This is a genomic window from Lederbergia graminis (assembly GCF_042655485.1).
Classification (GTDB): Bacteria; Bacillota; Bacilli; order Bacillales; family Bacillaceae_C; genus Lederbergia; species Lederbergia graminis.
On sequence record NZ_JBHSMC010000029.1, the window covers coordinates 54,042 to 74,912 of the forward strand.

The following is a 20,871-nucleotide window of genomic DNA, read 5'->3' on the forward strand; positions in this document are numbered from 1 at the left end:
ATTGTTCCTCCTTTTGAAATTGAAATTTATACTAGACTATTATATGCCTCCACTGTATCTGGAAAGATAGCACGTTTTTTTTGAGCGAGAAATGCTATCGTATTACTTAAAGCTTGTAATACGGCTGCATTAAGATCCGTATTTGCTAAATTTCTCGTTTCATCAACACCAGGAAAATTTCTACCCGGTTCAATATAATCAGCTAAAAAAACAACCTTTTCAAGCAATGTCATATTGGATCTACCAGTTGTGTGAAAACGGATGGAATTAAGTACATCCACATCACTAATATGATAGTCTTTTGAAAGTAAATAGGCTGCGGCAGGTCCATGCCATAGTTCAGGATGATACGATAATAGTCGTTCATCTTCATTGGACTCTAATAGGACCTCACGTAATTCATTAATTGGCATTAGCTTTGCGTAATCATGGAAAATGGCTGCTAACTTTGCTTGATCTTTGTTAACTCCATATCTCTCAGCAAGTTCTATCGCAGCATCCACCACACCAAAAGTATGCTCTAAACGGGGACCTTTTAATTTTTGGCGAACTATTTGTACTGCTTGTTCATAATCCATACAAATGATTCTCCTTCATATATCTTATTACCTTATCTGGCAAAAAATATTGGACTGATTTACCATCTTCACATTTATTTCTAATCGATGATGAAGAAATCTCAATCAACGGGACTTCTATCGTAATAATCGGGTATTCACTTTTTAGTAAATAACCCGGTCTACTTACTCCAACAAACTGGACCATTTGGGATAAATCATCAATTTTATACCATTTTGATAATGATTCAACCATATCAGCGCCAATGATAAAGTAATAATCTACTTCTGGATTTCTCCTTTTTAATTCACTCATGGTATCAAATGTGTAAGATGTACCTTTCCTTTCGATTTCTATTGTTTCGATAGAAAAGGATTGGTTATTTTTTATTGCTATTTTCAACATCTCTACACGCTGTTCAGCCGTTGTTGAGCTTGCTTTTAACTTATGGGGTGGTTTATAATTCGGCAAAAACTGAATTTCATCAAGGTTTAACTGTTGAAGTACTTCATTCGCAATTATTAAATGGCCGAAATGTGGTGGATCAAATGTTCCACCTAGAATTCCAACTCTTTTAGTCATTTAATACATTCCTTATTATGGTAAGATAATTTCTTTATGTTCACTAGATTCTTTGTAAAGTACAATAGTATTTCCAATAACTTGTACTAATTCTGCATCTGTTCCTTCTACTAGAGCATTTGCAACAGTATCCTTATCTTCTTCACAATTTTGCAAAATACTAACCTTAATTAACTCTCTTACCTCAAGTGCTTCCGAGATTTGTTTTATCATATTTTCATTTACTCCACCTTTACCAACTTGAAAAATTGGATTAAGATGATGTGCTTGTGATCTTAAAAACCTTTTTTGCTTTCCTGTTAACATTATTTTCCTCCTAACTGACGGATAACGATATCCGTCATACGATTAATATCAGGAAATTTATTTGTCCACATTTCAAATGCTAGTGCACCTTGATATACGAACATCCCAATACCATTTTGAATGTTACACCCTTTTTGTTTTGCTGTTTTTAATAATAGTGTTTCAAAAGGATTATAAACAATATCTGATACCATCGCATTTTTATTAAGTTTTTCTAATGAAATAATACAATCATTAATATTAGGGTACATACCAATGGAAGTGGTTTGAATAATAAGGCTATATTCCTGTAAATTCTGTTCTGCATCAGAAAGTGTTAATGCTTTGGAATTTTCAATTACGTATGGACAATGCTTAATTAAGTTCTCTGCCTTATCAATAGAACGGTTGGCAATATCTACATTCAATACACCTTTTGCTAGAAGAGTAAAGTAAATAGCCTTAGCCGCTCCCCCCGCTCCTAATATTAAAACTTTTTCATTCTCTAGATTATCTTTCCATTCAGCTTGTAATGCTTTCATATACCCTTCGCCATCGGTGTTATAGCCGTGGTACTCCCCATCCACACGTACCACTGTATTTACTGCACCAATTGCCTTCGCAAGTGGATCTATATAATCCAAATAAGGAATGATTGTTGTTTTGTGTGGAATGGTCACATTAAAACCCTCAACACCAATCGCTTTCATTCCAGCAATTGCAATCTCTAAATTTTGTTCTACTATATGGAAAGGATGATAATGAGCATTTATGTTTAATTGTTTAAATTCATTATTATGCATAATTGGTGACATAGAATGACCTATTGGATCACCAATTACTCCATATAATTTTTGCAAGCCAACCCCTCCTAAACATCTCCATCTCCCTATATACTATATTAATGACTTTCTTAACATCACACCAACACCTTTTGGTGCATATGCTGCAACCTTTGCACCAGCATCATTTACCGTTATCCACCCCAGACCGGATATGACAATATCTGTTTTTGCTTCTTTTATCATAAATTCATGACGAACCAATTCTGGGAATTCATTCACGTCATTAGCCCTTGGAGGTTGCAACATTTCCCCTACGTGGTTTTTATATAAGGCATCTGCATTCTCAAGTTTAGTGCGATGAATCGATATTTCATTTGAAAGATAGCAAGTAATAGATCTCCGACCACCTTTTATGTAATCGAATCGAGCTAATCCACCAAAAAATAGTGTTTGCTCTTCATTTAATTGAAATACTTTCGGTTTTATTTCTTTCTTTGGAGTTATTACCTTTAAGTCTTGTTTATCTACAAAGTGAGCCATTTGATGATGATTAATAATTCCAGGTGTGTCGATTAAAGCTTTACCGTCGTCTAGCGGAATTTCAATCATATCTAATGTTGTACCAGGAAAATGCGATGTCGTAATGACATCTTGTCCACCTGCAACTTCCTTGATAACACGATTGATAAAAGTTGATTTTCCAACATTTGTACAACCCACTACATAAACATCTCTACCCTCTCGATATTGATCAATTTGAGATAGAGCATCCTGTATTTGTATTCCTTTAGTCGAACTAACTAATAAGACGTCAATTGGTCGTAATCCTAATTCCTTTGCTTGACTTTTCATCCAGTTAATTAATTTGTTTTTATTAACAGATTTCGGTAATAAATCTACTTTATTTCCAATTAATAATATTGGGTTATGACCTACAAATCGATGAAGACCAGGTAACCAACTACCATTAAAATCAAATATATCTATTACCTTAACGATTAAGCTGTCTGTTTCTCCAAGCTTGTTCAAGATATTTAAAAAGTCTTGGTCAGTTAATGAAACATCTTGGACTTCATTATAATGTTTTAATCTGAAACATCGTTGACAAATAATTTCTTCCTTGTTCAAGGCAGATGAGGGAGCATAGCCTAGTTTTTCTTTATTTTCTGTTTGAATCTGAACTCCACACCCGATGCAACTAATATCGTGTTTCACTTTTCATCCTCCCATTCGATTAAACCATTTCTTTTAAAGTTTGCCATAATACGCCTTTCAATTGCTCGATTAAATTTAGTGAAAAAACCATCAGAGCTTGCAACCGGGATAACCAATATCGTATAGATTCCCGCTTTATTTCCACCAAGAACATCTGTTAATAATTGATCACCTATTATGACCGTTTCATTATTAGCTGTACCCATCTCCACTTGCGCTTTTTTAAAAGCTTTCACTAATGGTTTTCTAGCTTTATGTATAAAAGGAATTCCTAATGGTTCAGCAAACAGCCTTACACGATTTTCATTATTATTTGATACAATCATAACTTTAATGTCATTCTTCTTTAGATTTTCAAACCATTTTATTAAATCAGGAGTAGCATTCGGTCTATCCCATTCCACCAACGTATTATCTAAATCGGTGATGACTCCTTTAATACCTTTTGCTTTTAATTCGTTAATGTTTATATGGTATATGCTTTTTACATATTCACTTGGCAAGAACTTTTTCAACAATTAATGACACCTCATCACTTTTATATAAAATTTATATTATCGAAATTTGGGAATTTCTGCATCTTTTTCTTTAAAACGCAAAAACTTTTCGACAAGAATCATCATTTTTAAATTGTGGATAACTTTATACACATTATCCACCTTACTCCCCCTTATATTCCCACAACAATCTACATGTTACCCACAAGTTATCCACCGACTCCTGTGGATATCGGAACGCTTGTTCCATTTCCTATATTTTGTTAAAGTAAACATAACATCCAAGGTTAACCTTTAAGTATATGAACGAAAATATGAAATAGAACAATTTATTGCTGGAGGTGAAGCTGATGAAAAAACTATCAGACGAACTATTAATAGAATCTTACTATAAGGCTAAAAAGTTAAAATTGAGTTCTGACTTTATTCAGCTAATTGAAAACGAGCTCCACCGGCGATCATTAGAAAAATATATGAATCAATCGTTAGTAAATGGATAATAAGCGCCTAATACGGCGCTTTTCTTATTTTCCCTATTTCCTCTCCCATTTTTATATTCATGGGAGCTTTTATTCGCGGACTTACTTCAAAACTATCCCTCTCAAATAACAAAATTACTGTCGATCCAAAAGAAAAGTATGCTACTTCTTCTCCTTTCGTCCACATTTCCTTATCATTTAACATCACTACGGAATTAATAAACATAGCACCTACCTTAATAACTGCTATAGAAGTATTGTCATGACTAATGTATGATATCCTACGATAATTTTTAGATAATACAAAGTCTCCATATTTCAATCCAATCTTATTTACTGGATAGGATGTTGAACCAAGAGAATATGATGATATTATTTTCCCTGATATCGGACTGTGTATTCGATGATAGTGTGCTGGACTTAAGTAGAGAATGATATATGTTCCATCAATAAATCTATTTGTTAGTTCTTCGCTTCCGAGCATTTCTAATATAGAATATTCTTTATTTTTTACGATAATAGTCTTGTTTTTTTCGATTTTGCCAGTATCGGATAGAACGCCATCAACTGGTGAAACTATTACTCCTTCTCTGTTATCAATCTGTCTTGCCCCTTCTTTTAGCTTTCGTGTAAAGAAGGAATGTAAGTTCTTAAATTGATTGATATCATCCTTCAATTCATCTAAATTAACAGCATAAAATTTGGAATACGGCTTAATGACAAATTTGCTCCATTTAGATAATGCGAATTTTCGGATCATGTTTGAAGTGAAAGGACCATTTGTTAATTCAATTAAAGACTGATAAATCTTTTTTCTCAATTTATTATTCCCCTTATCAATATTCTTCTTAACTTTTTTCTAAAAAGGGCATATAATTTCTTTAAGTAACTATTTTAATAAAGAGGGAGGAGATTATTTGTTTCTAACTAATGTCATAGATCAAACGCTTAAAAAGCTAAAGGCACAAACGGCAAATGTATTAACGCTTGTTAACCTATCGCTTGGTGGATTCGCAATTATTTCTGTTATGAATAACGAATTAGATTTAGCACTTTTACTTATTTTTATCGCTGCGTTTACAGATCGTTTCGATGGCATGGTAGCGCGAAAACTCCAAATCGAATCCTCATTAGGGAAGCAATTGGACTCTATGAGTGATATTATTTCGTTCGGAGTAGCTCCTGCAATGCTATTATACCAAGGAATTCTTCATAATTTTGGTTTTCCAGGAGCATTTTTCACAATTTTTTATATCGGGTGTGGCGCCTTCCGTCTAGCAAGATTCAATATTTCTGAGAATAATGGTTACTTCACTGGACTTCCAATTACTGCAGCTGGATGCTTATTGACACTTAGTTATCTCGCAATCCCTTATTTCACACCGTATTCATTTCTATTTATTAATTTAATACTATCTATATTAATGATTAGTACTTTCACTCTTAAAAAAGTATAGGAATATAAAAAGACGCCTGCATATCCAGGCGTCTTGCATTTGCGGCGCATAACCACATGTTCACATCATGTGTGCTGTAAGCTTGCTATGCGACTTATGCAAATCAGCTCATCGCTACTACACTATAACATGTCAGAGTCATTTTGACTACACAAACTTTTCTAATCCTCATTCTTTCTTTTTAACTTTTCTTTCTCTGCTCGATAAAATTCATGAAACATCTTCATTAAAGCACGCTTTTCTATTCGTGAAACATAACTTCTTGATATTCCTAGCTCTTTAGCAATCTCACGCTGAGTACGTTCTTTTTCCAGATTTAAGCCAAAGCGACCAACAATTACCTCCTTTTCTCGCTCATCTAATACATCAATATATTCTTTTACTCTTTCTAACTCCATGTTTAATTGAATAGTATCAAATACATCTTCCGCTTCTGATTTCAATACATCAATTAAAGATATTTCGTTTCCTTCCTTATCATGACCAATTGGATCATGTAAAGAGACATCTTTTTTTGTTTTTTTTAAGGCACGTAAATGCATTAATATTTCATTTTCAATACATCTGGCAGCATATGTTGCAAGTTTCGTTCCTTTACCAAATGAGTAACTTTCAATTGCTTTAATTAATCCTATTGTTCCAATAGAAATCAGATCTTCTGAATCTTCTCCTGTATTCTCAAATTTCTTCACAATGTGAGCAACTAGCCTCAAGTTATGCTCGATTAGGAGATTACGAGCATGTTCGTCCCCTTCAGCCATTTCTTTTAAGTACTTTTTTTCTTCCTCAGGAGATAACGGTTGAGGAAAAGCATTGTTCTTTACATATGAGACAAGGAATACTAATTCTTTGAACAAATAGCCAATTGCAGTTAGGATACCGGACAACTCCTCACCTCCAAAGTCGATTTTTGCCATGCATTAATGTATATGATTATCAGTAGTTGTACTTGCTTGTCTATATAAAATAAGGTTCACATATAACTTTTATAGCTAATTACTTATAAGTAACTTATAATTATTTCTATAAACTTCTAAAGGAGGAGATTTTTTGGTTTCAAGTACATATTCATTAATTTGGGATTTAGATGTTTTTTTTGAAGGAGGAAGTCATTCCCCACAATTTATTGAGCATCTAGATAAAATTAAGATACAATTGGATGAATTTGATACATCTGTAGATGAGTGGAAAGTTCCTAATCAGAAAGACGATTCTTCTTTATCTGCACTATTGAGTGAGCTTCAACAAATATCTGAAAATATACGTCAAGCTGGTGCATTCGTAAGTTGTCTACAAGCACAAAACACGTTGGATAGTCGAGCAAATGAATTACGAGGAATGGTTACTACTTTAAGTTCGCGATTTAGTACAATCCTAACTAACTTTGACGAAAAATTGGCAAAAATCGACAAAGAAGTATGGAATGCCCTTATAGAACAAGCTGAACTACAAGAAATACATTTTGTTCTAAATGAAAGACGAACAAATGCAGCTGAAAAATTACCGAAAGAACAAGAAGCATTAATTAACGCACTTAGTATTGATGGCTATCACGGTTGGGGCGAAATGTACGATACCATTGTGAGTCAGATTAAAATACCTTTCATAGAAAATGGTGAGAAGAAAGAACTTTCAGTTGGCCAGGCTGCTAATAAGTTTTCAAGTTCAGACGCAAATGTTCGTAAACAAATATTTGAGGAATGGGAAAAAGCCTGGGATAAACAAGCTGATTTATTAGCGGGAACTTTAAACCACCTTTCTGGTTTTAGATTGTCTGTGTATAAGCAAAGAGGCTGGGAGCATATATTAAAAGAGGCACTTACGTATAATCGCATGAAACAAGAAACATTAGATGTAATGTGGGAGGTTATTACCGATAATAAGCAACCATTTGCAGACTTTCTACAACGAAAAGCAGAGCTGTTAGGCGTAGAAAAATTAAGTTGGGCAGACTTAGATGCACCGGTTGGTGAAGCAAACACGGTATATAACTACCAAGAAGGAGCAGAGTTTATCTTACATCACTTTGCTGCTTTTGGAGATGAATTAACTGCTTTTACAAAGAAAGCTTTTGAAGATAGTTGGATTGAAGCAGAGGATCGCCCAGGTAAGAGACCTGGTGGTTTTTGTACTTCATTCCCAAAGAGTAATCAATCAAGAATTTTCATGACATATTCTGGGACACCTTCAAATGTTTCAACACTTGCTCACGAGTTAGGGCATGCCTTTCACTCATATGCCTTAAAAGATACACATCCGTTAAATAGAGGCTATGCAATGAATGTAGCAGAGACTGCATCGACATTCGCAGAAATGATCGTATCTGACGCTGCTGTTCAAAATGCGAAAGATGAGGATGAAAAACTCGCATTATTGGAAGACAAAATTCAACGTTCCGTAGCTTTACTAATGAATATACATGCACGTTATTTGTTCGAAACACGTTTCTATGAGGAACGCAAAAAAGGAATGGTAAGTAAAGCAAGACTTAATGAATTAATGGAACAAGCTCAAAAAGAAGCATATTTAGATTCACTAGATAAATACCACCCAACATTCTGGGGATCAAAACTACATTTCTTTATTACAGGTGTTCCTTTTTACAATTTCCCATACACCTTTGGTTACTTATTCTCTCTAGGAATATACGCTCAAGCCGTTAAAGAAGGAAAAGGATATGAGAAGAAATATATGGCAATGCTCGAAGATACTGGTTCTATGACTGTTGAAGAGCTAGCAGAAAAACACCTTGGTGTAGATTTAACAAAACGTGACTTCTGGGAAGAAGGCGTCAAATTATGCATCAAAGATGTGGAAGAATTTATGGAAATGACTAAAAATAAATAGTAAGTAATTTGATAAGTAGTTGTTCCCTTAGTGGAGAATTCATTAAACATATCAATTGAAACAACTAGAATGCAGAATGATAGAAGTTCACAATAAAAATAAGCCCAGGATTACTATGTACATAGATAATTCTGGGCATTTTTGAAGAGAGGAGGTATTACTATTGGAAACCTTTTTCGGCCATCCATATGAATCTTATCCATTTATCATGTTTTCCATAGACCATATCACAATGATTATTGTCTTTCTTTTAGTTACATGTTTCCTGTATATAAGTAGAAAAAAATTGGCTATGTTTGATAAGTCGATAAGACTTGGTATGTTTTTAGGATTGTTTATACTAGAAGCTCTATACCATATTTGGCTTTATAAAGATGGTTATTGGGATATTTCATTTACATTACCACTTCAATTATGTTCCATAAGTTTAATCCTTTGTTTAATTTTATTGAGCACAAAATCTAACGTGATTTTTCAGATTGTATTTTTCATTGGAATTACAGGTGCATTTATGGCCATTATTACACCTGAATTGTTTCTTGGATTCCCTCATTTTCGCTATTTTCAATTTTTCATAACGCATATGCTTATTATATGGACTTGTCTTTATTTTGTATTTTCACACCAATATCGTCCGACAGTTAAAGGTTTGTGTTGGTCATTTTTATTTTTAAATATAAGTGCGACGATAGCTTTCTTTGTCAACAAACTAACGGAAGGAAATTATATGTTTCTTGCCTATAAACCGACAAATGGATCATTATTAGATTATTTTGGTCCATATCCATATTATATTTTATCCCTAGAAGCAGCAGCCCTTTTACTATTTATAATTATACTTTTACCATTTCGCTTGAAAGGGCTTTTGCGAAAAAAACAACATAAAGAAGAGGATTGGACAAAAGAATACAGATGAAATAAAAAAAAACGAGGCTGGGACAGAGGAATATCGATGCAAATAAAAACCGAACTATAACTTGATTTTAAAACAAGATAGTTCGGTCACCTTTTCAATTACGAAAATTTTATGGTTACCATCGGAGGAAATACACGAAGACTCCTGCGGGAATAAAGGCCTCGATGAGACCCCGCAGAAAGAAAAGCGAAGGCGACTGTTTAGCGGCGTACGAACGGGAGCCAATCCTGTACTGAGATAAAGGAAACACGGCGAGGGCCCACAGGATGTGGGTCACGTCGACGTTGGCACAGGACGTGCCGCTTTTAGTCGACGTTCCTCTTGCCGATGTTGACTTATCGTAGGGGAAGGAATGTCTCGTTCGCCAGCCGCTAGGAGCCTAAGCTAGACAGGCGTTTAGCGCCGAGGAGGCTCATTAGCCTTGTCTAGTTGTAGGCGCTATCGGCTCGAGGTCAAATAACCTGAGACATGAAAGGCAAAGTACGCCTTTCTTTGTCTCAGAACATTTGCTTGTCGCCGATAAGCAAGCGCCTTTCACTTTTCTAAGCCCGCGGAAAGCGAAGTGTATTTCCGAAGCGTTATAGCTACACTTACATTGTTCGGATTTACATTCAAGTCAAATGGTTATGTCCCAACCTATGTTTGATATTTGTCTTCGATGTGCTGTTCGCACTTGATTTATCAGCGAAGTGTATTTCCGTAGCGGTATAGTTAGAACAAACATTGTTCGGAATTATATCCAAGTTCAATGTTTTGTCCAATCCCCTACATAAGTTTTACAATTTCCATTACTAAGTTTGCAGAATTGACAGCAGCTGTTTCCAAAAACTGATCAAACGATATATCAGATTCCTGACCAGCGATATCTGATAAAGCTCTAATAACGACAAACGGTATACCATATTGATGTGCTACTTGAGCAATGGCTGCCCCTTCCATCTCTACTGCTTGTAAGTCTTTAAATGTTTTACGAACAAATTCAACTCTCTCAGGATCACTCATAAAGGTATCTCCTGTAGCTATTAATCCGGTAACAGCATGAATGCTTGGAAGTTTTTTAGCACCTTCTATGGCTGTACGTAGTAATGCTTCATTCGCTTTAAATGCAGCTGGAAGTTGCGGAACTTGACCATACTCATAGCCAAAAGCTGTCACATCTACATCATGATGACGAACTTCATTAGAAATGACTAAATTTCCAATTTTCAAACTTGGATTATAGCCACCTGCTGAACCGGTATTAATGATATAATCCGGCTGATATCTTTCCATTAATATTGTAGTAGACATCGCAGCATTTACTTTACCTATACCTGATCTTAGTAACACAACATCTTTACCATGTAAGGTACCTGTAATAAACACAGAACCAGCAACTATTTCCTCATTCTTGTCAGCGATTTGTTCACGTAGTAATTCTATTTCTTCATCCATTGCACCGATAATAGCTATCTTCATCAATAATACCTCATTCCTAATACTCTATATCATTTTCATATAATTTTTTCATCTTCGTTGGTTTCCACCCTTTTCCATCAACCCATTCAATATAGACACGATAGATATCATCACTGTCTTTTGCTTGTACGGTTAAAACTGACTGGGTTTCAGGGTTTTCACCGCGGCCAACCCACCATGCTGTCATATTATCAACAGTAGTTCCTATTGCATATGCACCGGCCTTTAACTTTTCATTCCAATCTATACTTCCCATCTCAGATGAGGGCTGATGACCATTTACCTGTTCTGTACCTACTGGTTCCCAAGCAGGATTGATAATTATCTTTTCAACATTCTTTTCCGTGGTTTCTTTTTCGATTATTTCACTTGTGCCCGAATCACTATTTTCGTCCACATTATCATCATCGTTATTTTCATCTAGTTCATCACTCTGGTCTGAGTCGTCTTGTTGATCTGATTCATCAGCTTTATCTGAGTCATCCTTATTGCCACTAACCGGCTCGTTATTCTGTTTGTCATCATTTAATCTATCTTGATTTGATTGTTCTGCATTTGCCTGCTCTTTCTCCGTTTTTGTTTCACCCAAAAAAATCGAACTACCTACTATTAGGATAAGAGCAATCACAATTGCTATTAATGTATTTAAAATAATATTGGTTCTTCTCCGCTTAGCACGCTGTGCGGATCTAGACCGAGAATCATGGTAATTCATTGGCATATGATTTCCTCCCTTTCCAATGAAATAATCATATCATGGTTAGGGATATCCGTGAAGCAATCCATTATGCTCATTTCGTTTTGTAATAAAAATATAATATTGTTACTGAATTGGTTTGGAAGCTTCAACAGCATCATGGCTTTCTTCATAAATCATATTAACAATATCAGCAAAAAGCAGATTTACTCCTCCTTCGTTAATAGGTACACCTAAATTTACTACAACAAGTGCATATTTCGGGGACTTAAATGGAAAATAACCTGCAAACCACTTATTATGCAATTGTTCTTCATCTTTGAAAATACCAGTTTCACCTGTTCCACTTTTACCAGCAATCTCAAATGGTAAATCTTGAAAGTAGCGTCCAGTTCCTTCATTATCAGATACAACGTGCCTAAGTAAAGATTGCAGCTGCATGAAAGTGGACGGAGATATTTTCGAATCTTTTACCTTTATATCCGGAAACTTATACATGATAGATCCATCACCATATTGAATCTCACTAGCTACTTTTATTGCATTCATTTCTCCACCTCGGGCAATTGTAGCTAACATATTTGCAACATGAAGTGGTGATACTCTTACCTCATGTTGTCCAATTCCAGTTTGTCCAACATAATTTAGATCCTTCCTACTTGATTCTTCCGTAAAAATCCTACCTTGATGATGAGAGAACTGTTTAAAATTTTCAAAATGAAAGAGATCTTTTTTCCAACTTATATTACCAATTAAACCTAATTCAGATGCATACTTTTCTAACATATTAGGATCTTCTTTTTGCAACCTTTTAGCTAGTTCTGCAAAGGTGAGGTTACAACTTCGTGAAAAGCTTTCATCTAACTTGAGCTCCCCTAAATCTCTTTCTGCTTGTTCACCCCGTATGTCTAAACTACAATTAAACACTTCATCATCTTTTATTAGTTCCTCTTCTATTGCTCCAGCTGCTACTACGGTTTTAAAGACTGAACCAGGTATGTGCTGTTCAAACATTTTATTTTTTGTACCATCATCAGAAAATGGGGCAGATTCATTAATGGTTGGACGTGAAGCGGATGCAATAATACTATTTGTCTCAATGTTTAATAACAGTGCACCTCCATTAACGATGTTATGGTCGTCAATTAACTGTTCTAAACGGTCTTGAATATTTCTCTCAATTGTTGTTTTTACTCGTAACGGATAAAATGGATTATTTTCTCCAGTTAGTTTTACATCAATTCCAAATAAAGGTGCACCTTTCCCATCGACATGAAATATTAGTTTGGAAGGATTCTCTGGTATTAGGAACGGGTCAAAGCTCTCCTGTAAACCAGTTATTCCTATCTTCATAGAAGTATTTCCTTTTTTATCTGGATATCTTTTTTCAAACTCATCCTTATTTTCGCCTGTTAATCCAAGTAACTGTGCAGCAGAATTGTTAGTTGAGGGAAACTCTTTTGAAATTGCTATTACTCCCGGAATATTTAACGCTCTCACTTGTTCTGCTTCATAACTTGTTAATTGTCCATATATAAAAGGTTTATCCGCTTCTTCAATTAATGAACTTATCTCACTTTCAGATATTCGCATTATTTCAGCAAGGCTAGCTTTATCCCAGTCAATATTTTTTAGAAAAGGAAATAATACTAATACTGTTTTCTCTTCATATGATAAAGGCTGTCCACTCGCATCTAGAAAATCACCACGTCCATCATTAATAAGTATTTCATGCGAACGTTGTTTGACACTTTCATATATTAAATTGATATTTCTACTTGAAAAATGCTCTGTTGCGAATAGTTGTAGTTGCATTAATCTCCCCATAATTACGAACAACATAAATAAAATTGCCAGAGCTAAAAAAACAATTCTCCTCTTCCTCATATTACCACCTCTATATCCATTGTTGCCTTTTTCTCTAAAAGTGATAACACGAGGGATATAAAAAAGCACGACACCATTGTGTCATGCTTCTTTATACATTCTTTTAACTGATGGAAATTACTTTAACATTCATTTCGCCACCAGGAGTTTGTACAACAACTTCTTCTCCAACTTTATGTCCAATCAAACTTTTAGCGATTGGGGAATCATTAGAAATCTTACCTTCAAATGGATCTGCTTCTGCACTTCCCACAATCGTATATGTTTCTTCTTCGCCATCAGGAAGCTCTATAAATGTAACCGTTTTCCCTAATGTAATAACATCTGTATTTAGGTCATCATCTTTGATGATTTTAGCATTACGGATCATATTTTCAAGTGTAGTAATACGACCTTCCACAAATGCTTGCTCTTCTTTCGCGGAATCATATTCAGAGTTCTCTGAGAGGTCTCCAAAGCTTCTTGCAATTTTTATCCTCTCTACTACTTCTTTTCTTCTAACTGTTTTTAAGAATTCTAGTTCTTGTTCTAATTTTTCTTTTCCAGCTTCTGTCATTGGAAAAACTTTTTCTTTTGCCAAACCCTTCACTCCTTATTAATTACAACCTCAATTTATGAAATGAGATATTTATATATTTTTTTATGTAATACATGATAACGCGCCTTCAATAGGCGCGCTACATTTTCATGCTTATACATATATTAAGTTCTATGCTATCGTATTACAAAAATGACTTTTGTTCAAGAATTGTTTTTATTTTCGTTGCAACCAAGTCGATTGCAACATGATTTTGGCCACCTTCTGGGATGATAACATCCGCATATCTTTTTGTCGGTTCAATAAATTGATTATGCATTGGCCTAACTACGTTCATGTATTGTGAGATTACCGATTCCATTGACCTGCCCCTATCTTTTATATCTCTTTGCATGCGTCTAATGATTCGGATATCCGCATCGGTATCTACAAATAACTTAATATCCATTAAGTTGCGCAATCTTTCATCTTCTAATACTAAAATTCCCTCAATAATTATAACATCTTTCGGCTCTACATGAATTGTTTTAGTCGATCGAGTATGATTTGCATAGTCATATACTGGTTTTTCAATTGCTTCGTAATTTAACAATTTTTCAATATGAGATATAAGGAGATCATTATCAAACGCTAATGGATGATCATAGTTTGTTTCTAACCTTTCTTCAAAAGGAAGATCAGATTGATCCTTATAATAATAATCTTGTTCAATCACAACGATTGAATGATGTTTAAATGTATTATTTATTGTTTTCGTTACACTCGTCTTTCCGGAACCTGATCCACCCGCAACTCCTATTATGACTGGCTTTTGATACATGATGACCTCCACAGTATGTTACTTAATTTTCCGGCTAATGGCTAAGCCATCACCAGTTGGAATAATAACAGTTCTATAACTTTGATTATTCATAAGCCATTGATTATACCCTCGTATTTTTTTTGCTATGTTTTCTAATCGTTTATTTTCACCCGTAGGTTCTAATGCAACAAGTCCCTTGAATAACACATTGTCACTATATATACAACCGTTATTGGTTAAGAGAGGCTCGTATATTTCAAAAAATCTCGTATATTGCCCTTTTGCAGCATCAATAAAAATTGCATCAAACGGTCCTAAATCTTTCACTTCACCAAAGAGCTCTAGTGCATTTCCTTTAATAATCGTAATTCTATTAGCCATTCCAGCCTGTACAATATTGTCCTCTGCTTGCTTAGCGCGTGTTTCATCCATTTCTAATGTTACAACATGAACATCATCAATTGCATCCACCATTCGAAGCGCTGAATAGCCTATTGCTGTCCCTATTTCTAATATTCGTTTTGGCCCTTGTATTCGGAGCAATTGTAGTAATGTTTCTATACCCATAGGTTCCATAATAGGTATCTTATTCTCTTTTGCAAATTGTTCTAATTGCTGAAATAATTCACTTCGTTCCGGAAGTAAGCCTTCTAAATATTGATCAATGGCATCTTTCATTTTTAAGCTTCACCTACTGGTTATTTCGTTTTTGTGTAATATATTTATCTTTTAATGCATTGTGTTCTTCTAATGTCTTCGCATAGTGAACTTTTCCAGTGCCATATTCCGCTAAGAAGTATTTATAATCCGTATCTGCCGGGTATAGAGCCGCCTCAATAGATGAGGTTCCAGAATTAGCAATTGGTCCTGGGGGTAAACCTGGGTATTTATATGTGTTGTATGGTGAATCTACGTCTAGATGTTCATATAGTGTTTGTTCTAGATGTTCACCTAATGCATAAGCTACAGTTGGATCCGTTTGTAATATCATACCATCTGCTATCCGATTATAAAAAACACTTGAGATATTTTTCCGATCTGCTTGTTCCGTTGCTTCTTCTTCTATCAAAGATGCCATCGTTAATAACTCATGGATAGTCATGCCTTTTTCTTCTAATATATTTACATACGGCGTAACAACCTTCATGGTTTGTTCTAACATTACACTAATTACTGTGTCAAATGATGGATTCTTTTCATAAAAAGAATATGTTGCAGGAAATAAATACCCTTCTAAAGGATTCATGATTTCTTCGTCTAAAATATCTTCCTTTAATAGTTCCGGATATAATTTCATGTACTTCTCTATTGTTTTAGAATCATTTAATTTTTCTACTATGTCTTCTTCCGACATATCAATATGTTTTGCCATAATTTTTGCAATTTCCTTAATTTGCAGCCCTTCAGGAATTGTCATTTTAAAAACTGCTTCTCTAACAAGTTTTCCTGTTTGTAATGTTGCAGTAATTTCTTTCAGTGTCATAGAAGGTGAAAATTGATAATTCCCTGCTTGGAAACCAGAAATATTATTAAATTTAACATAGTATTTAAAAACAGTAGAATCTTTAATTATTCCTTTTTCCTCTAAAATTTCCCCTATTGAGGTTGAAGAAGAACCGATTGGAATCTCTACATCTGTTGATTTTGTATTCTCAGGGTCTAACGGTTTTAATGCGGAAGAAATGTATAAATATCCTCCTAGAGCAGTTCCTCCAAATACTAAAATTAATATAATGGCTATTACTGCTACAATTCTCCTTATTGTTCGTGCTTCATGGCCACGTTCCGTTAAGTTTTCTTGTATTATCGCTTTACGATTTGGTTTATTTGTTTGACGCTTATTATTATCCTCCACGAAGTCATCTCCCTTCTGGCTCTATACACAATTATTTAATAGGATATTTACTTTGTACATTATACTACATAATTCTCCAATTTCATCCCTTAATTAATTACTGTGCTTTTTGATAAGCAAGGTAAGATAACATCACTAAAAGGAAACTAGCTAATTCCATCCCAAAATAAAAAACAAGTGAAGAAAAACGAATCGTTTTCCTCCACTTGTTTAATTTAAGGTTTCATAACATCCCAATTTAATAATTACTCTTCTTCCTCATCAAGGAAGGTATTTAACATTTCTTCAATCATATCCCATTCTTCATCAGTTTCAATTGGTTGAAGATTTCCTTCTGCACCATCTTCATTTTGTACATAAGCAGATGCGTGGATTTCTATCTCTTCGTTTTCATCTTCGTCCGCCCCTACCGGGTAGTATAAGACGTATGATTTATTAAATTCCTCTGAATCAAATGTAAACAATATCTCATATAGCTCTTCATTTCCGTTTTCATCAACAACCGTAATATGCTTTTCGCCATTTTCCATTTTCTTCACCTCATATTTGTCGACTATCAAGATACCCTTGTAGTATCATAACAGCAGCCATTTTATCAATTACTTTTTTGCGTTTTTTTCTACTTACATCTGCTTCTAATAATACACGTTCCGCAGCCATTGTACTTAGGCGCTCGTCCCACATTTTTACTGGAATCTGAAACGTTGACTGTAAATTTTCGGCAAACATTTGTGAAGCTTCACCACGTGGTCCAATCGTATTGTTCATGTTTTTTGGGAGACCAACAATAATTTCACTCACATTATACTCTTCAATAATTTCTCTAAGACGGTCGAAACCAAATCTATTTCTATTTTCATCAATTGCAATTGTTTCTATACCTTGGGCTGTCCAACCCATTTCATCACTAATTGCAACTCCAACCGTTTTCGATCCAACATCTAGGCCCATAATTCTCATCGTTATACCTCTCGATGTTGCTTTAAATATGATTTTACTAGTTCTTCGATGATTTCATCCCGCTCTAATTTTCTGATGATATTACGCGCGTCTTGATGTCTTGGAATATATGCTGGGTCACCTGATAATAAATAACCAACAATTTGATTAATAGGGTGATACCCTTTTTCTTGAAGCGCTCCATATACGTGGAGCATTACATCTTTTACATCTTGCTCCATTGGATCTTCTTGAAAATTAAAACGCATCGTTTTATCAAAAGAGCTCATTTACAACACCTCTCTTAAGAACTACCATAACAGATAGGCCTAATTGTTAAACATTACCTATATTGTACATGATTTTACAATGGAATCAAACGGATTTTATCCATTCTTGTACAAAGTCTAAAGCAGCATCTAATTGTTGTGGATTTTTTCCTCCAGCTTGGGCCATATCTGGGCGCCCTCCGCCTCCACCACCACAACGAGTAGCTACTTCTTTCACCAATTTCCCTGCATGATATCCTTTTTTGATTAAGTCCTCTGTTATTGTTGAAATAATACTTACTTTTTCTCCTTGAACAGCACCTAATACGATGATTCCGGAACCGATTTTTTTCTTTAAGTCATCTGCCATGTTCCTCAAAGTATTCATGTCCTGAACTTGCACTTTTTGTGATAACAATTTTACACCATCTACTTCAATCACACGGTCTAATATACTTCCTGCTTCAATATTTGCTAACTTTGCAGCAAGGGATTCATTTTCACGTTGTAATTCTTTAAGTTCCTGTAACACAACTTCGGTTCTATGAACGGTATCCTTTGGTTTTGCCTTGAGAAGTTCTGCAACTTTGTAAAATTGCATAATTTCATTATTCATTAACTCAAATGCACCTTCACTCGTTACAGCTTCAATTCTTCGTGTACCAGCACCAATACCGCTCTCAGAAACTATTTTGCATAAGCCAATTGTCGCACTGTTTGGAACATGACAACCACCACAAAGTTCTAAACTATAATCTCCAATAGAAACTACACGTACAACTTCTCCATATTTTTCACCGAAAAGAGCCATTGCTCCCATTGCTTTTGCTTCATCAATATTCTTATTAGCAATCGTAACAGGAAGGTTAGCCCAAATCTTTTCGTTTACTATCTTCTCGATTGCTTCCAGTTCTTCCTGCTTAACTTGACCAAAATGAGAGAAATCAAAACGAAGACGATCTGGACCTACATATGAACCAGCTTGATTTACATGTGTACCAAGAACATCTTTCAATGCTTGATGTAGTAGATGTGTTGCAGTATGGTTTTTCTCTATCTTTTTACGATTCATTTCATCCACTTGGGCAAGAACCTGAACTCCGTTTTCTAATGTTCCTTCTTGAATTACTGCTGTATGAAGGTTTTGACCATTTGGTGCTTTTTGTACTTCGGTAACATGTACGGAAACACCTGCAGCACTTATATGTCCTTTGTCTGCAATTTGTCCACCACTTTCCGCATAGAAAGGTGTTTCTGCTAATAAGAACTCGATTTTATCACCTGCAACTGCTTGTTCCACTAGTTCTCCATCTTTAATGATTGCTGTTACTGTTGTGCTTACTTGCAGTTGGTCATACCCTACAAATTCACTTGGTATCTGTAAGTCACCTAAAATCCCACCTTGAATATGCATAGATTCTGTATCTTGACGAGCAGACCTTGCGCGTTCTCTTTGCTGCTCCATTGCTAGTTCAAATCCTGGATGATCCACCTTCATCCCTTCATCTTCTGCATACTCTTCCGTCAATTCAACAGGGAATCCATACGTATCATACAGTTTAAACACTTCAGAACCTGGGATCTCGTTTTTCCCTTCAGCTTTAGCTTGTTTTATTACAGTTGATAAAATTTCTAAGCCATCATGCAGAGTTTCATGGAATCTTTCTTCCTCATTTTTAATTACTCGTTGGATGAAGTCTGTTTTCTCTATGACATTCGGATAGAAATCTTTCATTACGTCACCAACAACTGGTACTAATTGATACATAAATGGTTTATTAATATTAATTTTTTTCGCAAAACGCACTGCTCTTCGAAGTAATCGACGTAATACGTACCCACGACCCTCATTAGAAGGAAGCGCCCCATCTGCTATTGCAAAAGAAACAGTCCGGATATGGTCAGCAATTACTTTAAATGATGTATCTAATTCATCATTTGTGCGGTATGATACACCTGCAATTTTTTCTGTTTCTTTAATAATCGGCATGAATAAATCCGTATCAAAGTTTGTTGGCACATTTTGAATAACAGATGCCATTCTTTCTAATCCCATACCCGTATCTATATTTTTCTTTGGTAATGGAGTATAAGTACCATCTGGATTATGGTTAAATTGTGAGAATACTAAGTTCCATATTTCTAAATAGCGTTCGTTTTCTCCTCCAGGATATAATTCAGGATCATTTGGGTCATCTCCAAATTCTGGTCCTCGATCATAAAAAATTTCTGTATTTGGACCACTTGGGCCTTCACCTATATCCCAGAAATTCTCTTCTAGTCTAATAATTCGTTCTTTTGGGATACCAATTTTTTCATGCCATAGGTTGAATGCTTCATCATCTTCAGGATGGATAGTTACCGATAATTTTTCTGGGTCAAAGCCTATCCATTTTGGACTTGTTAAGAATTCCCATGCCCATTCAATTGCTTCTTCCTTAAAATAATCCCCAATAGAAAAGTTACCGAGCATCTCGAAAAATGTATGATGTCTTGCTGTATAACCAACATTTTCGATATCGTTCGTTCTTATTGATTTCTGCGCATTTACAATACGTGGATTTTCGGGGATAATTCTCCCATCGAAATATTTCTTTAATGTTGCCACACCACTATTAATCCATAATAAAGTGGGATCATCATGTGGCACTAGTGATGCACTAGGCTCCACACTATGTCCTTTCTCTTTAAAAAAATCTAGATACATTTGTCTAATTTCTGAACCTGTTAACTTTTTCACACTAAATACCTCCTAAAAATATAAAAAAGCTCCTCCCCTAGACAGGGGCGAAGCTTGAATTCACG

Annotated in this window: 23 protein-coding genes; 4 read left to right on the top strand and 19 right to left on the bottom strand. The window is 35.0% G+C overall.

Annotation, left to right across the window (positions count from 1 at the left end; translation table 11 throughout):
• Positions 1-26: 26 nt before the first annotated feature.
• Genes yqeK through ACFPM4_RS18330 form a run of 6 tightly spaced genes read right to left on the bottom strand, consistent with a single transcriptional unit; the run spans position 27 to position 3,940 of the window.
• Positions 27-578 carry a bis(5'-nucleosyl)-tetraphosphatase (symmetrical) YqeK gene (gene yqeK, locus ACFPM4_RS18305; RefSeq protein ID WP_382354998.1) on the bottom strand — a complete coding sequence of 184 codons (552 nt, stop codon included), beginning with the start codon at positions 576-578 and terminating at the stop codon, positions 27-29.
• Positions 568-1,140, bottom strand: a complete 573-nt coding sequence (locus tag ACFPM4_RS18310; RefSeq protein WP_144920365.1) for a nicotinate-nucleotide adenylyltransferase — start codon at positions 1,138-1,140, stop codon at positions 568-570. Before ACFPM4_RS18310 ends, yqeK begins: the two co-directional genes overlap by 11 nt.
• A 15-nt stretch (positions 1,141-1,155) precedes the next feature.
• Positions 1,156-1,446 (bottom strand): ribosome assembly RNA-binding protein YhbY, encoded by a 291-nt coding sequence (gene yhbY, locus ACFPM4_RS18315; RefSeq protein WP_144920363.1) that lies wholly within the window; start codon positions 1,444-1,446, stop codon positions 1,156-1,158.
• On the bottom strand, positions 1,446-2,285 hold the full coding sequence (gene aroE / locus ACFPM4_RS18320; RefSeq protein ID WP_382355003.1) for a shikimate dehydrogenase: 840 nt from the start codon (positions 2,283-2,285) through the stop codon (positions 1,446-1,448). Before aroE ends, yhbY begins: the two co-directional genes overlap by 1 nt.
• Before the next feature lie 36 nt (positions 2,286-2,321).
• Entirely contained in the window at positions 2,322-3,425 is a 1,104-nt protein-coding gene (gene yqeH / locus ACFPM4_RS18325) for a ribosome biogenesis GTPase YqeH (protein WP_382355006.1), read from the bottom strand.
• Positions 3,422-3,940 carry a YqeG family HAD IIIA-type phosphatase gene (locus ACFPM4_RS18330; protein ID WP_144920357.1) on the bottom strand — a complete coding sequence of 173 codons (519 nt, stop codon included), beginning with the start codon at positions 3,938-3,940 and terminating at the stop codon, positions 3,422-3,424. Before ACFPM4_RS18330 ends, yqeH begins: the two co-directional genes overlap by 4 nt.
• A 332-nt stretch (positions 3,941-4,272) precedes the next feature.
• On the opposite strand from ACFPM4_RS18330, the gene ACFPM4_RS18335 reads away from it, so the two are divergent.
• Positions 4,273-4,422, top strand: a complete 150-nt coding sequence (locus ACFPM4_RS18335) for a sporulation histidine kinase inhibitor Sda (protein ID WP_144920355.1) — start codon at positions 4,273-4,275, stop codon at positions 4,420-4,422.
• A gap of 7 nt (positions 4,423-4,429) precedes the next feature.
• On the opposite strand, the gene ACFPM4_RS18340 is transcribed toward ACFPM4_RS18335, so the two are convergent.
• Positions 4,430-5,221 (bottom strand): phosphatidylserine decarboxylase, encoded by a 792-nt coding sequence (locus ACFPM4_RS18340; RefSeq protein WP_382355011.1) that lies wholly within the window; start codon positions 5,219-5,221, stop codon positions 4,430-4,432.
• Between the two features lie 97 nt (positions 5,222-5,318).
• Between ACFPM4_RS18340 and pssA the strand changes: the two genes are divergently transcribed.
• Entirely contained in the window at positions 5,319-5,858 is a 540-nt protein-coding gene (pssA, locus tag ACFPM4_RS18345) for a CDP-diacylglycerol--serine O-phosphatidyltransferase (RefSeq protein WP_382355014.1), read from the top strand.
• A 161-nt stretch (positions 5,859-6,019) separates the two neighbouring features.
• Here the strand turns inward: pssA and sigK are convergent, their stop codons facing one another.
• Positions 6,020-6,745, bottom strand: a complete 726-nt coding sequence (sigK, locus tag ACFPM4_RS18350) for an RNA polymerase sporulation sigma factor SigK (protein ID WP_144920348.1) — start codon at positions 6,743-6,745, stop codon at positions 6,020-6,022.
• A 163-nt stretch (positions 6,746-6,908) separates the two neighbouring features.
• Here sigK and ACFPM4_RS18355 point away from each other — a divergent pair, with 163 nt between their 5' ends.
• On the top strand, positions 6,909-8,705 hold the full coding sequence (locus ACFPM4_RS18355; RefSeq protein WP_144920346.1) for a M3 family oligoendopeptidase: 1,797 nt from the start codon (positions 6,909-6,911) through the stop codon (positions 8,703-8,705).
• A gap of 163 nt (positions 8,706-8,868) precedes the next feature.
• The gene (locus ACFPM4_RS18360; protein WP_382355019.1) at positions 8,869-9,621 is read left to right on the top strand and encodes a YwaF family protein; all 753 of its coding nucleotides are present in this window, start codon (positions 8,869-8,871) and stop codon (positions 9,619-9,621) included.
• 765 nt (positions 9,622-10,386) lie between these two features.
• On the opposite strand, the gene mtnN is transcribed toward ACFPM4_RS18360, so the two are convergent.
• From mtnN to alaS, 11 genes are all read right to left on the bottom strand, one after another.
• Positions 10,387-11,079: a 5'-methylthioadenosine/S-adenosylhomocysteine nucleosidase gene (gene mtnN / locus ACFPM4_RS18365; RefSeq protein WP_382355022.1), complete on the bottom strand. Its 693-nt coding sequence runs from the start codon at positions 11,077-11,079 to the stop codon at positions 10,387-10,389.
• 16 nt (positions 11,080-11,095) lie between these two features.
• The gene (locus ACFPM4_RS18370; protein ID WP_144920340.1) at positions 11,096-11,800 is read right to left on the bottom strand and encodes a YrrS family protein; all 705 of its coding nucleotides are present in this window, start codon (positions 11,798-11,800) and stop codon (positions 11,096-11,098) included.
• Between the two features lie 102 nt (positions 11,801-11,902).
• A complete protein-coding gene (locus ACFPM4_RS18375; RefSeq protein ID WP_382355025.1) occupies positions 11,903-13,663 on the bottom strand; it encodes a peptidoglycan D,D-transpeptidase FtsI family protein in 1,761 nt (586 codons plus the stop codon).
• Positions 13,664-13,766: 103 nt separating this feature from the next.
• Positions 13,767-14,243 carry a transcription elongation factor GreA gene (gene greA / locus ACFPM4_RS18380; protein WP_382355028.1) on the bottom strand — a complete coding sequence of 159 codons (477 nt, stop codon included), beginning with the start codon at positions 14,241-14,243 and terminating at the stop codon, positions 13,767-13,769.
• Between the two features lie 142 nt (positions 14,244-14,385).
• Positions 14,386-15,021, bottom strand: a complete 636-nt coding sequence (gene udk / locus ACFPM4_RS18385; protein ID WP_382355031.1) for a uridine kinase — start codon at positions 15,019-15,021, stop codon at positions 14,386-14,388.
• An 18-nt stretch (positions 15,022-15,039) separates the two neighbouring features.
• Complete coding sequence (locus tag ACFPM4_RS18390; protein ID WP_382355034.1) at positions 15,040-15,681, bottom strand: O-methyltransferase; 642 nt, start codon at positions 15,679-15,681, stop codon at positions 15,040-15,042.
• A 13-nt stretch (positions 15,682-15,694) separates the two neighbouring features.
• The gene (mltG, locus tag ACFPM4_RS18395; RefSeq protein WP_144920330.1) at positions 15,695-16,858 is read right to left on the bottom strand and encodes an endolytic transglycosylase MltG; all 1,164 of its coding nucleotides are present in this window, start codon (positions 16,856-16,858) and stop codon (positions 15,695-15,697) included.
• Between the two features lie 245 nt (positions 16,859-17,103).
• Positions 17,104-17,388, bottom strand: coding sequence for a DUF1292 domain-containing protein (locus ACFPM4_RS18400; protein WP_144920328.1), 285 nt, complete (start codon positions 17,386-17,388; stop codon positions 17,104-17,106).
• Positions 17,389-17,398: 10 nt separating this feature from the next.
• Positions 17,399-17,818, bottom strand: a complete 420-nt coding sequence (gene ruvX, locus ACFPM4_RS18405) for a Holliday junction resolvase RuvX (protein ID WP_144920326.1) — start codon at positions 17,816-17,818, stop codon at positions 17,399-17,401.
• A gap of 2 nt (positions 17,819-17,820) precedes the next feature.
• A complete protein-coding gene (locus ACFPM4_RS18410) occupies positions 17,821-18,087 on the bottom strand; it encodes an IreB family regulatory phosphoprotein (protein ID WP_144920323.1) in 267 nt (88 codons plus the stop codon).
• A gap of 85 nt (positions 18,088-18,172) precedes the next feature.
• Positions 18,173-20,806, bottom strand: coding sequence for an alanine--tRNA ligase (gene alaS, locus ACFPM4_RS18415; protein ID WP_144920321.1), 2,634 nt, complete (start codon positions 20,804-20,806; stop codon positions 18,173-18,175).
• Positions 20,807-20,871: the final 65 nt, after the last annotated feature.